The organism is Ruegeria sp. AK11 (assembly GCF_056541095.1).
The window spans coordinates 450867-462759 of sequence record NZ_JBQFXU010000001.1 but is presented as its reverse complement, the minus strand read 5'-3'; the positions used below and the strand labels follow the sequence as shown (position 1 = coordinate 462759).

Here is an 11893-nt window from a genome sequence, read left to right as displayed (position 1 = left end):
CGGGCTAAAGCCCGGCCTACCACTGAATGCCCCGCGAGTTTCCCAGATGATCGAACTTCAAGACGCGACCAAACGGGTCGGCAACGTCATCCATATCAAGCCAACCAACCTGACGCTGCAAACCGGCCATTTCAACGTGCTATTGGGCGCGACAGGTTCCGGAAAAACGTCACTGATCAAAATGATGGCCGGGTTGGACCCGATCGCCTCGGGCAAGGTCCTGATGGACGGGCAGGACGTGACACGGTTGAACACGCAAAAGCGGCAGATCAGTCTGGTGCACCAGTTCTTCGTGAACTACCCGCATATGACTGTATTCGACAATATCGCCTCGCCCCTGCGCGTGGCTGGCATGGCTAAATCGGAGATCGATGGCCGCGTGGAAGAGGCCGCCGATCTGCTGCAACTGCGCCCCATGCTGCACCGCCGCCCACACGAGCTGTCGGGCGGGCAACAACAACGAACCGCGCTGGCGCGTGCCATCGCAAAAGAAAGCCGCGCCGTCTTCCTGGATGAGCCGCTGGCGAACCTTGATTATAAACTGCGCGAAGAGTTGCGCGAACAACTGCCCGATCTGTTCGCTGGTCGCGGGGCCGTCGTTGTCTACGCCACCTCGGAGCCTGAAGAGGCATTGCTGCTGGGAGGCTACACCGCGCTGATGGAAGACGGCCGCGTGACCCAGTTCGGCCCAACCACCGACATCTATCGCAATCCGGAAAACATCGCCGCGGCGCGTGTATTCTCGGACCCGCCTATCAATGTGGCCCGTATCACTGTTTCCAGCGCCCGGGCGCAATTGGCAGGCAATGTCGGCTGGGCAGCCTCGGGCATGGCCGACGGGGAATATATGATCGCCGTTCGCCCTCATCGCGTGACGCCATTTCGTACGTCTGACGCCGATGTCGAACTGACCGGACGTGTGATCGTGACCGAACTGTCAGGTTCGGATTCCAGCGCGCATTTCCAGCATGGTGACGAAGCCTGGGTTTCACTCGCCGCTGGTGTGCATCCCTATCAGGTCGGCGAAGATCACAGTTTCTATATGAACCCGGCGCATTGCCGGTATTTCAGCCATGACGGCAAAAGGGTGGCCTGACATGGCACAGATCAAGCTTTCAAACCTTCGACACAGCTATATGCCGTCACCAAAAGGCCCCGAGGACTATGCGCTGAAGGAAATCGACGTCACGTGGCGCGATGGCGGGGCCTATGCGCTGTTGGGGCCGTCAGGTTGTGGCAAGTCCACGCTGCTGAACATCATATCCGGTCTTCTTACCCCCTCGGAAGGTCGGATAATGTTCGATGATCAGGACGTCACCGCCCTGCCCCCGGACCAACGCAACATCGCGCAGGTCTTTCAGTTCCCGGTGATCTACGACACGATGACCGTGGGCGAAAACCTGGCCTTCCCGTTGAAGAACCGGGGTGTCGACGCCGAAACCATCAAGCGTCGCGTTCTGGAAATCGCCGAGATGCTGGACGTCACGGACATGCTGAACACCCGCGCGTCAGGTCTGAGCCCGGACAACAAACAGAAGATCTCGATGGGTCGCGGCCTTGTTCGCGACGACGTGAATGCGGTGATGTTTGATGAACCGCTGACCGTGATCGACCCGCACCTGAAATGGAAACTGCGCTCCAAGCTGAAAGAGCTGCATCAGCGCGTGCAGGCAACCATGATCTACGTGACACACGACCAGACCGAGGCGCTGACCTTCGCCGACGAAGTGGTGGTAATGCAGGACGGTGAAGTGGTTCAGATCGGAACGCCGGTCGAACTTTTCGAACGGCCACAGCACACATTTGTCGGCCATTTCATCGGCTCGCCGGGCATGAACGTCCTTCCATGTGAAGCCAAAGGCGACCGCGCCGTTTTTGAAGGGCACGAGGTCATGCTGGAAGGTCCCACACATGGTGACGGCGGCCGCACCGATCTGGGTATCCGCCCGGAATATGTAGGTTTCGGCGACACCGGCATTCCGGCACATGTGACCAAGGTCGCCGATATCGGCCGCCACTATGTGGTTAGCGCCGTGGTCGGCAACACCGCCCTCAAGGTTGTGACCGAACACAGTGTACCGGAACCGGGATCACAGGTCTTCTTGCAATTCAAACCCGAACAATCCCGCGTCTACCGCGACGGCTGGATCGCAACTCAGGAGCGGGCGCAATGAGAACGGAAAACCAAAAAGCATGGTTCTTTGTCCTGCCCGTTCTTGCACTGGTGGCGTTCAACGCGCTGGTGCCCATGATGACGGTGGTCAACTACTCGGTGCAGGAAACCTTCGGCAACAACCAGTTCTTCTGGGAAGGTTTGGGCTGGTTCGAACAGATCCTGCGATCCGACCGGTTTCAGGCAGCACTTGGTCGGCAATTCCTATTCACCTTCCTTATCCTGCTGATCGAGGTTCCGCTGGGCATCATCGTCGCCCTGTCGATGCCGCGCAAAGGGTTCTGGGTGCCGGTCTGTCTGGTGCTTATGGCTCTGCCGATGCTGATCCCTTGGAATGTGGTTGGCTCGATGTGGAACATCTTCACCCTGCCCAAGATCGGATTGCTGGGATATTTCCTGAATGACGTGCTGGGCATCAACTATGACATGACGCAACAGCCGCTGTCGGCTTGGATAACCGTTATCGTCATGGACGTCTGGCACTGGACCTCGCTGGTCGTGCTGCTGTGCTATGCCGGCCTCGTCTCGATCCCCGACGCCTATTATCAGGCCGCCAAGATCGACGGCGCCAGCCCATGGTCGGTGTTTCGTTACATCCAGTTGCCCAAGATGAAGACGGTTCTGACCATCGCGGTTTTGCTGCGGTTTATGGACAGTTTCAACATCTATACCGAGCCCTTTGTTCTGACCGGGGGTGGTCCCGGCAACTCGACCACCCTGCTGTCGATTGACCTTGTGAAAATCGCGCTGGGACAGTTCGACCTTGGCCCGGCGGCAGCGATGAGCCTGATCTACTTCGCCATCACTCTGCTGGTGTCGTGGCTCTTCTACACTCTGATGACAAAGGACGACGCAGAATGAAAAAGCGGTCCATCATCCCGATCCTCTATATCGCGTTCCTGATGCTGCCGATCTATTGGCTGGTGGCGATGTCCTTCAAGACAACGAACGAGATCCTGTCGGGCTTTTCCCTGTTTCCCCAGACTTTTACGCTGGAAAACTATATCACCATCTTCACAGACCCAACCTGGTACTGGGGTTACATCAACTCGATTACCTATGTGACTCTGAACACAGTGCTTTCCGTCTGCGTTGCCCTGCCTGCGGCTTATGCGTTCTCACGCTATCGGTTCCTCGGTGACAAGCAGCTGTTCTTCTGGCTGTTGACCAACCGTATGGCTCCGGCGGCCGTGTTCGCCCTGCCATTCTTCCAGCTTTATTCGTCGATCCACCTTTTCGACACGTATCTGGCCGTGGCTTTGGCCCATACTCTGTTCAACGTGCCACTGGCGGTGTGGATCCTGGAAGGCTTCATGCGTGGCATCCCAAAGGAGCTGGATGAAACCGCCTATGTGGATGGATATTCGTTCCCGCGTTTCTTCGTGACGATCTTTCTGCCCAACATCAAGGCAGGTGTCGGTGTCGCGGCGTTCTTCTGCTTCATGTTCTCATGGGTAGAAATGCTGCTGGCCAAGACCCTGACCGCGGTTGAGGCCAAACCCATCGCTGCCGTGATGACCCGCACAGCATCCAGTGCCGGGTACGAATTGGGGCTGCTGGCCGCCGCGGGCACCCTGACCATCATCCCCGGTGCCATCGTCATCTGGTTTGTTCGCAACTACATCGCGCGTGGCTTCGCGATGGGACGTGTGTGAGGTTCAACATGCGAAAACTGCTTCTCACCCTGCCCTTCTTGCCCTCAGCAGCCTTTGCCCAGGCCAAGGCCGGATGGGGCAATGTCGGACAGGAGGCCGAAAAAGGGTTCTCGTGGACGGACCCCCTGTGGCCCGATTTCTGGATGGCATGGACACCTGCCACGCTGGCCGTGTTTGTCGGTATCTTCTCGGCCATAGCATGCATTGGCTTGCTGGAAGGCTTCAAATTCCGCGACGGAATTGAACGGCGCGGGGTTCTGGGGCTGACAACCACACTGGGGGATCGCCTGTTCATCACCCTTCTGGGGTCCGCATATATTTTCCTGGCGTGGCTTGGGCTGGTCGGGCAACCCGTCTGGACACCGCTGTTCCTGTCCATTGGCTGGGGCGTTTTTGTTTTCTGGAAAGTTTAGACTTTGAGAAATCGCGAAAGGATGCTTGTCTGTCAGGCATACTAACCATGACGACACCGAGACCAATGCGAAAGAAAAAGACAACAAATCTGCTGACCGAGGTCGAACTGGAGTTCATGAACGAGCTCTGGGCCCTCGGGCAAGGCTCGGTGCGTGATGTCCTGGACCGCCTGCCGTCAGAACGCAACCTGGCCTATACATCCGGGGCCACGATCCTGCGCATTCTGGACGAGAAGGGTTTTGTGGAAAGCCACAAGTCGGGAAAGACCCTGATCTATACGCCGCTTCTGGAAAAGGACAGATATCAGGCCCGTTCGCTTCAAAATCTGTCGCGCACGCTTTTCGACGACACCCCCGCCACACTGGTGGCGCGGCTGGTCGACGACGCGGGGCTGAGCGAAGCCGACCTGGAGGAAATTCGAGCACTGGTAGAGAGGAGACTGCAAAATGACAGCGGTTAGACCGGTTCTCGACGCATTCATCGAACTCAACATCGTGCTGGCCTTTTCGGCGGTGATCTGGCTGGTGACCCGCACGGCCCTAAGCCGCACCGCCCTGCGCAATGGCTATGTCGCACAGTTGCGGGCGCTCAAGACCTTGTGCATCTGTGTTCTTGCCAGTCCGTTTCTCGCGGTTTGCGTGTCGTCGCTGGCGACATACGCTTGGCCGGGCAGTGTCGTGGCCCTTGGTGATATCGCCGTTGCAGCCTATCTGCGCGGTGACATCGCAATGCCTGCCACGCAGTTCGAAGCACTGCTGAACACCCGCGAAAGGTGGGTTGATCTGGCATTGTCCGGACAGCAGCCTGTGATCACCCTCGTTGCCGCCATACTTGCCTGTATCGCAGCCGTGTACGCTGCGCGTGCCTTGCGGGACGCAATGACGATCCGTCAGACTGTCAATTCCAGTTTTCTTTGGCGGCGGTCCGCCAAGGTGGATATTCGACTTTCCGATCGCATCACTGTGCCCTTTGCCGTGCGAGGACTTCGCCGCCGCCACGTCGTTCTGCCCAGCCATCTGCTGGACACCCCGCGCGAGTTGCGTTTTGCACTTGCCCACGAGTTTCAGCATATCCGTACGGGTGACGTCGAATGGGAACTGGGGTTTGAGCTGCTGCGTCCGCTGTTGTTCTGGAACCCCGCCTATCTGATGCTCAAGTATCAGTTCGGCCGGCTGCGCGAGTTGGCCTGCGACCAGTCGGTTGTTGCGCGCAAACGGATTGATGCGCGGGAATACACGGCGTGCCTGCTGGACTATTGCGCCCGGACAATCTCAACCAACAGCCCACGCGTTCTGAATGTTGCCTTTGTGACAGGCGGCAAGGCAAAACGCGTGTTGCGGCAACGTGTAATCGCGCTGACCGATGTTCAGCCATCGGTACCTGCCCTACCGGCAGTGTTCCTTGGAATGACGCTGATCTTTGGTGCGCTTTTGGCTCTGGGGTCGGCCTCAATCCAGCAGACACGGGATTGGAGCCATGACCGCCTGATGCTGTCGACAGTGGTCAACCTGGAACGGCTGGAAGCGCGCAATCAGGGGAACTGACCTGATCGCTTACCAGCCGCGACGCCCGAACAGCGAGTGAAGCCGCCCCTGATCGGCAAAAGGCTCGGGCGTTTGCACGCGTTCCAGCCGTGCCACTACGCGCGCGACAAGAACCCATCCTATGACAGCAAAGATGACGCCCCCAAAAGCCTGACCCAGCAGAACGCCCGAGGCCCCGGCGATTTGTGAGCCAATCATGGCAAACACCCATGTGCCAATAGTGTGACGACCCCAGTTTATCCATGTGGAATAGACCGGATGGCCCAGATTGTTGAAACTGGCATTTGTCACAAAAATCACACCGTTGAAGAACGAAGCCAATGCCAGCGGGCCGCAGAACAGATAAATCAGTACGCGCGTTTCCCCCTGGGCTGCGAACAAATTCGCAATTGGCGAACGCAGTAAAAACAAAATGGCCGACATGCAAAGAACGTAGATTGCGGTGAACTTGATCCCGGCCAAAAACGCGGCACGCACGCGATCAAATTTTTCTGCCCCGAAATTCTGCCCGATGATTGGCCCTATCGCGCCGGACAGCGCAAAGATGACCGAAAACGCCACCGGCAACAGCCGCCCAATCACCGCCATGCCCGCAACCGCATCCGTTCCAAACTGTGCAATTTCCCGCACTACGATGGCATTCCCGATCGGCGTGGCGACATTCGTCAGAACGGCAGGGATTGCGATGGCCCGCACGGGCCGAAAATCCTGTGCCACCTGTTTCAGCGATGGGCGTGCAAATCCCTGATGCACCCGCAGCGCGGGCCACAATGCTGCGCCTAACATACATAGCCGCGCCAGGACCGAGGCTATCGCGGCCCCATCCAACCCCAGCCCGACGGCAAAGATCAAAATCGGGTCAAGAACTGCATTCACAACGCCGCCGTAAATCGTTGCCATCATTGATCGGCGCGCATCGCCGTGCGCGCGCAGCACAGCCATCGCCGCCATCGCAATCGACATCACCCACATGGTCGGCAGAATGATCGACACATAGCGCGTCGCCAGCCGCAAAACCTCGCCTTCTGCGCCAAGCAGCGACAACAGAAAGCTGACGTTCAGCAACACCAGAACAGAGGTAACCAACCCGACGATCAGCCCCAGAACGGCGACACTGGATGCGTATTGCCTTGCCTGTTCGGCCCGCCCGCCGCCCAACTCACGCGCGACCAGCGCCCCGGCAGAAATCGACAGACCGATATTGATTGCGTTGGTGAAAAACAGCAGCGTCCCGGCATAACCTACCGCTGCGGCCAGCGCGTCGTTGCCCAGCATCGAGATAAAGACCATATCGACAAAATCGACAGCAAATATCGCCATCAATCCAATGCTCGTGGTCAGCGACATGCGCGTCACATGTAGCATCAGGTTGCCACTTAGAAAGATTGCCTTACCTGCCGATTTTTCCACCAAGTCTTTGGTCGTCCCACCTGCGCGACCCGGACGGGCCCATGATGCCACTGCGTTCGACAAGGGAAAGCCCCGGACAACGCCTAAGTAAACTCACGCGTTTCCGGGGCTTTGTACACCGAATATTTCAGTTCAGGCTCAGCCGACCGGAATTACACAAAGCGGTTCACGTAGTTCTCAAGCACTTCCTGACGCCCCGAGCGTGGCTGAGGATTGAGGTCTTCGGCAAGTACCCGCGCTGCAATCTCGTCGAGGCCAGAGGTTAGCATCGCCAGAGCTTTAGGCGTTTTCCAGCCTGCATACCGGTCGGCCAGCGCCTGTTCCAGACCACCATCTTCAAGCATCGCAGCTGCCGCCTTCAGGCCCCGGGCGCAGATATCCATCCCGCCCACATGCGCCGCGATCAGGTCTTCGGCATCGATGGATTGCCTGCGAAGCTTGGCATCGAAATTGGTACCACCCGTGGTAAACCCGCCCGCTTTCAGGATGTGATAATAGGCCAACGCAACCTCGGGCGTGTTGTTGGGGAACTGATCCGTATCCCACCCGGACTGGTAGTCGTTCCGGTTCATGTCGATGGATCCAAGCATACCTTCGGCCGAGGCAACAGCGATCTCATGTTCAAAGCTGTGTCCTGCCAGGATTGCGTGCCCTTGTTCCAGGTTCAGCTTGACCTCATCCTCAAGGCCGTACTTGCGCAGGAAACCGATGCAGGTTGCCGCATCGAAATCATATTGATGCTTGGACGGCTCCTGCGGTTTGGGTTCTACAAGGATCGTGCCTTTGAAGCCGATCTTGTGCTTGTACTCGACCACCATGTTCAGGAACCGGCCCATATGATCCAGTTCAGCCTTCATGTCGGTATTGAGCAGCGTCTCGTAGCCCTCGCGCCCGCCCCAAAGCACATAGTTCTCGCCGCCCAGCTTGTGGGTCGCGTCCAAACAGGATTTCACCGTTGCGGCGGCAAATGCAAAGACATCAGGGTCGGGGTTGGTGCTGGCACCCCCCATCCAGCGACGGTGGCTGAACATGTTGGCTGTGCCCCACAACAGCTTGGTTCCGGAAACCTGCATCTTTTCACCGATATAGTCAGTGATCTCATTCAGCGTTCGCAGGTTTTCTGCAAAATTGCCCTGTTCGGGACGGATATCCGCGTCATGCCAGCAGAAATAGGGCTGACCAATGATCTCGAACATCTCAAAGGCAACATCGGCCTTCATTTTAGCGCGGCCCATGTCATCTTGCGGATGCCATGGACGTTCAAAAGTCGAGCCACCAAACGGATCCCCGCCTTCCCAGGCAAACGAGTGCCACCACGCCACGGCAAAACGCAGGTGATCCTCCATGCGCTTACCCATCACGATCTCGTCCGGGTTGTAGTGACGGAATGCGAGCGGGTTCTTACTGTTCTCGCCCTCGAACTGGACCTGCTCGATCCCCTGAAAGAAACCGCTCGTCATCTCGTTTACCTCATTCCGTCTTTTCGCCGGGCTTCTTGCCCAAAATGATCATCGACAACAGATCGTCATCCGTGACATCGGCGATGTCGACAGTGCCAACCAGTTGCCCGTTTTTCATGACCGAAGCCCGGTCGCACAACTCCATCACTGCATGCACGTCGTGGTCGATCAGGAAAATCCCGATCCCCTGCGCCTTGAGCTGCTGGATCAGGTCCGCCACCATCTGTGTTTCGTGTGGGCCAAGCGCGGCTGTGGGCTCGTCCATGATCAGGATACGCGCGTTGAAGTACACCGCACGCGCGATGGCCACCGACTGCCGCTGACCGCCGGACAGCGCCGAGACCGGGTCATTGAACTTCTGAAAGTTCGGGTTCAACTGTGCCATGATCTTGCGGCATTCGGCCTCCATCGCGGCATCGTTGACCAACCCGAAGGGCGTGACCATCTCCCGCCCCAGGAAAAGGTTCGAACTTGCATCCAGATTGTCCGCCAAGGCCAGCGTCTGATAGATCGTCTCGATATTGTTTGCACGCGCATCGCGGGGGTTGTTGATCTCAACCCTCTTGCCGTCGATCAGGATCTCTCCGTGGTCCTTCTGATAGGCACCCGAAAGCACCTTGATCAGCGTAGATTTACCGGCCCCGTTGTGGCCCAGAAGGCCCACAACCTCGCCCGGGTACAAGTCGACCGAGACACGGTCCACCGCCTTGATGCCGCCGAACGAAATCGAGATATCGCGCATTTCGACAAGCGGAGGCTGGCCGGACCCACGGCCCGAAGTTTGGTTCTGTGTTTCTTGTGCTTGCATCATTTCGCTCCCAGACGTTTGCGATAGACGATGTCGATATAGACGGCCAAAACCAGAACGGTGCCCACGACGATGTTCTGAAAGGGTGCGTCCACGCCAACCATGGCCATGCCCGATTGCAGCGCCTGCATGATCAGCGCGCCTAGGATCGCGCCGTAGATCGTACCAATACCGCCGGACAAGGCGGTGCCGCCGATCACGGCCGCAGCAATCACGCGAAGCTCATCCAATGTGCCGATATCGTTCGAGTGGTTGGCCAGACGGGCCGAGGCCACGACCGCCGACAGCGCACACAGGAACCCCATCAGCGCAAAGATCTTGACGGTCATCATGCGGGTATTGATGCCCGACAGTTCCGCCGCATCCGGGTTGCCCCCCGTGGCAAAGATATAGCGGCCAAATCGGGTTTTGCGGGCCACAACAGTCAAGGTTACTGCAACAAGGATCAGGATCAGAACCGAGATCGGGATACCGTAACCCACAACAAGCCCTTCAGGCATGGTCTCGCCCCGCGCTTCGAACATACGTTCCAGCCTGCGTGTGGGGATCGAGTAACTGTTGACGATCAAGACATAGCCCATAATGGCGATGCCAATGATCCCTGCCAAAGTTGTTTCGGCCCAAACCGGTTTCACAGGGAACCCATGGGCAGCCTTGGAGCGGCGTCCGCTCCACAACGCCCAGACCGCAATAGCGGTGGCGGCAAGGCCGAACAGAAGGCTGACCGTTGTTCCCAACGTCCCGTTGGTTCCGCCAAATATCAGGAACGTGCTGTCCAGCGGGCCGATTGTCTGGCCGTCTGTCATGTACCAGGCGACGTTGCGCCAGACCAGAAAACCGCCAAGCGTCACGATAAAGGCCGGTATCGTCAGATAGCCTACCATCCAACCGTGGAATGCGCCGATCAAGGTTCCGACTGCGAGACCGACAACAAGGGTGATTGCCCAAGTCGCCGGGTGATTTAAACCTAACCCCAGCACGTTCGGCAAAAGCTCGGTTTGTGTCATCGCCATGACGGCGGATGTGGTCGCCAGCAGCGCGCCGACCGAAAGATCAATGTGGCGCATCACGATAATGAACACCATGCCGCAGGCCATTATCGCGACCGAGACGGTCTGGATCGACAGGTTGAACAGGTTTCTGGGCGTCAGAAAACGGCCATCCGTTACGATGTTGAAGCCGATGCAAAGGATGATAAAGGCGCCGATCATGCCCAATAGCCGCATGTCCAGTTCCAGTTGCTGGAACAGGTTGGCCTTTGCTTTTTGGGGTACCGGCTGAGACGAAGTTTCGGTCATATCCGATCTTTCATGTTCAGCTATGGTCTCTGGCCCGACCTTGCGGGCCAGAGACGTTATGGTTTGGAGACTTGACTCAGTTGCAGGGTGCAGGGCCGTTTTCGACGCCCTGGCACAGGTCTTCCAGCGGAATCCAGCCAGCATCGACCACAACGGAAAGGTTGTCTTTTGTGATCGGCACAGGCGCCAGGAAGACAGACGTCATCTCAGTCCCACCGGGCGAAGTCCAACTGACCGCGCCTTCGACGTCCGCCGCAGCCGTTCCACCGCTCAGCGCGACCGCGATTTCACCTGCGGCCTTGCCCAGCTCACGTGCGTCTTTCCAGACCGAAACGGTTTGCGTGCCTTTGGCCACCCGGTTCAGCGCCGCATGGTCGCCATCCTGACCCGACACCGGAATGCCGTCCATACCTTGTGCGGTCAGTGCAGCAACTACACCGCCTGCGGTTCCGTCATTTGACGCGACCACAGCATCAACTTTGTTTTCGTTGGCGGTCAGGATCTGTTCCATGTTGCGCTGCGCGTTCGCAGGCAGCCAGCCGTCGGTATAGGCTTCGCCCACGATCACAATGTCACCACTGTCAACAGCGCCCTGAATGATCTCCTGCTGACCACCGCGCAGGAAATCCGCGTTCGGGTCGGTGGGCGAGCCCTTGATCATCACATAGTTGCCCTTGGGCATGGCGTCGAACACCGCGCGCGCCTGCATACGACCGACTTCGACATTGTCAAAGGTCAGGTAGAAGGCCCGATCATCTTCGATCAGACGGTCATACGCGATGACTGGGATACCTTCGTCGGCCGCTGCCTGAACAGCTGGACCGATGGCCTGGGAATCCTGCGCCAGAATGATCAGCGCATCAACGCCCTGGGCGATCAGACTTTCAATATCCGACAACTGCTTGGCCGACGACGATTGCGCATCTGCCGAAATATATTCGGCACCGCCCGCCTCAAGCGCGGCTTTGATTGCCGCTTCGTCGGTTTTCCAGCGCTCTTCCTGGAAGTTCGACCAGCTGACACCGACCGTGGTTTCTGCAAACGCAACCGTCCCCATCAGGACGGCCACAGCAGAAGCGCTGAGAATTCGTTTCATGATTTCCTCCCGGTTTATCGAGCCATCGCTTCATG

Annotated in this window: 12 protein-coding genes; 7 read left to right on the top strand and 5 right to left on the bottom strand. The window is 57.9% G+C overall.

All coding sequences use genetic code 11. From position 1 onward, the window contains the following. Positions 1–46 precede the first annotated feature (46 nt). The 7 genes from ACR0D9_RS02365 (at position 47) to ACR0D9_RS02335 (ending at position 5786) form a co-directional block, all read left to right on the top strand. Positions 47–1096, top strand: a complete 1050-nt coding sequence (locus tag ACR0D9_RS02365) for an ABC transporter ATP-binding protein (protein WP_480481603.1) — start codon at positions 47–49, stop codon at positions 1094–1096. A gap of 1 nt (position 1097) precedes the next feature. After that, positions 1098–2174, top strand: a complete 1077-nt coding sequence (locus tag ACR0D9_RS02360; protein ID WP_480486087.1) for an ABC transporter ATP-binding protein — start codon at positions 1098–1100, stop codon at positions 2172–2174. After that, positions 2171–3034 carry a carbohydrate ABC transporter permease gene (locus ACR0D9_RS02355; protein ID WP_209595792.1) on the top strand — a complete coding sequence of 288 codons (864 nt, stop codon included), beginning with the start codon at positions 2171–2173 and terminating at the stop codon, positions 3032–3034. Before ACR0D9_RS02360 ends, ACR0D9_RS02355 begins: the two co-directional genes overlap by 4 nt. Next, complete coding sequence (locus tag ACR0D9_RS02350; RefSeq protein WP_155139158.1) at positions 3031–3828, top strand: carbohydrate ABC transporter permease; 798 nt, start codon at positions 3031–3033, stop codon at positions 3826–3828. Before ACR0D9_RS02355 ends, ACR0D9_RS02350 begins: the two co-directional genes overlap by 4 nt. Positions 3829–3836: 8 nt before the next feature. Next, a complete protein-coding gene (locus tag ACR0D9_RS02345; RefSeq protein ID WP_480486089.1) occupies positions 3837–4241 on the top strand; it encodes a DUF2160 domain-containing protein in 405 nt (134 codons plus the stop codon). Between the two features lie 65 nt (positions 4242–4306). Next, the gene (locus ACR0D9_RS02340; protein ID WP_209504337.1) at positions 4307–4702 is read left to right on the top strand and encodes a BlaI/MecI/CopY family transcriptional regulator; all 396 of its coding nucleotides are present in this window, start codon (positions 4307–4309) and stop codon (positions 4700–4702) included. Next, positions 4689–5786 carry a M56 family metallopeptidase gene (locus ACR0D9_RS02335; RefSeq protein ID WP_480486090.1) on the top strand — a complete coding sequence of 366 codons (1098 nt, stop codon included), beginning with the start codon at positions 4689–4691 and terminating at the stop codon, positions 5784–5786. Before ACR0D9_RS02340 ends, ACR0D9_RS02335 begins: the two co-directional genes overlap by 14 nt. Before the next feature lie 9 nt (positions 5787–5795). On the opposite strand, the gene ACR0D9_RS02330 is transcribed toward ACR0D9_RS02335, so the two are convergent. From ACR0D9_RS02330 to xylF, 5 genes are all read right to left on the bottom strand, one after another. Next, entirely contained in the window at positions 5796–7151 is a 1356-nt protein-coding gene (locus ACR0D9_RS02330) for an MATE family efflux transporter (protein WP_480481692.1), read from the bottom strand. Positions 7152–7348: 197 nt separating this feature from the next. Beyond that, positions 7349–8656 carry a xylose isomerase gene (xylA, locus tag ACR0D9_RS02325; protein WP_480486094.1) on the bottom strand — a complete coding sequence of 436 codons (1308 nt, stop codon included), beginning with the start codon at positions 8654–8656 and terminating at the stop codon, positions 7349–7351. A gap of 10 nt (positions 8657–8666) precedes the next feature. Further along, on the bottom strand, positions 8667–9464 hold the full coding sequence (locus ACR0D9_RS02320) for an ATP-binding cassette domain-containing protein (protein ID WP_480481611.1): 798 nt from the start codon (positions 9462–9464) through the stop codon (positions 8667–8669). After that, positions 9464–10762, bottom strand: a complete 1299-nt coding sequence (locus ACR0D9_RS02315) for a sugar ABC transporter permease (protein WP_267364641.1) — start codon at positions 10760–10762, stop codon at positions 9464–9466. Before ACR0D9_RS02315 ends, ACR0D9_RS02320 begins: the two co-directional genes overlap by 1 nt. Before the next feature lie 76 nt (positions 10763–10838). Beyond that, entirely contained in the window at positions 10839–11858 is a 1020-nt protein-coding gene (xylF, locus tag ACR0D9_RS02310) for a D-xylose ABC transporter substrate-binding protein (RefSeq protein ID WP_267364640.1), read from the bottom strand. Positions 11859–11893 lie beyond the last annotated feature (35 nt).

What these genes read in the sequence shown, in the direction of transcription:
- ACR0D9_RS02365 (WP_480481603.1), top strand. Translation starts at nt 47, where the DNA reads ATGATCGAACTTCAAGACGCGACCAAACGGGTCGGCAACGTCATCCAT.
- ACR0D9_RS02360 (WP_480486087.1), top strand. Translation starts at nt 1,098, where the DNA reads ATGGCACAGATCAAGCTTTCAAACCTTCGACACAGCTATATGCCGTCA.
- ACR0D9_RS02355 (WP_209595792.1), top strand. Translation starts at nt 2,171, where the DNA reads ATGAGAACGGAAAACCAAAAAGCATGGTTCTTTGTCCTGCCCGTTCTT.
- ACR0D9_RS02350 (WP_155139158.1), top strand. Translation starts at nt 3,031, where the DNA reads ATGAAAAAGCGGTCCATCATCCCGATCCTCTATATCGCGTTCCTGATG.
- ACR0D9_RS02345 (WP_480486089.1), top strand. Translation starts at nt 3,837, where the DNA reads ATGCGAAAACTGCTTCTCACCCTGCCCTTCTTGCCCTCAGCAGCCTTT.
- ACR0D9_RS02340 (WP_209504337.1), top strand. Translation starts at nt 4,307, where the DNA reads ATGCGAAAGAAAAAGACAACAAATCTGCTGACCGAGGTCGAACTGGAG.
- ACR0D9_RS02335 (WP_480486090.1), top strand. Translation starts at nt 4,689, where the DNA reads ATGACAGCGGTTAGACCGGTTCTCGACGCATTCATCGAACTCAACATC.
- ACR0D9_RS02330 (WP_480481692.1), bottom strand. Translation starts at nt 7,151, where the DNA reads ATGCTACATGTGACGCGCATGTCGCTGACCACGAGCATTGGATTGATG.
- xylA (WP_480486094.1), bottom strand. Translation starts at nt 8,656, where the DNA reads ATGACGAGCGGTTTCTTTCAGGGGATCGAGCAGGTCCAGTTCGAGGGC.
- ACR0D9_RS02320 (WP_480481611.1), bottom strand. Translation starts at nt 9,464, where the DNA reads ATGCAAGCACAAGAAACACAGAACCAAACTTCGGGCCGTGGGTCCGGC.
- ACR0D9_RS02315 (WP_267364641.1), bottom strand. Translation starts at nt 10,762, where the DNA reads ATGACCGAAACTTCGTCTCAGCCGGTACCCCAAAAAGCAAAGGCCAAC.
- xylF (WP_267364640.1), bottom strand. Translation starts at nt 11,858, where the DNA reads ATGAAACGAATTCTCAGCGCTTCTGCTGTGGCCGTCCTGATGGGGACG.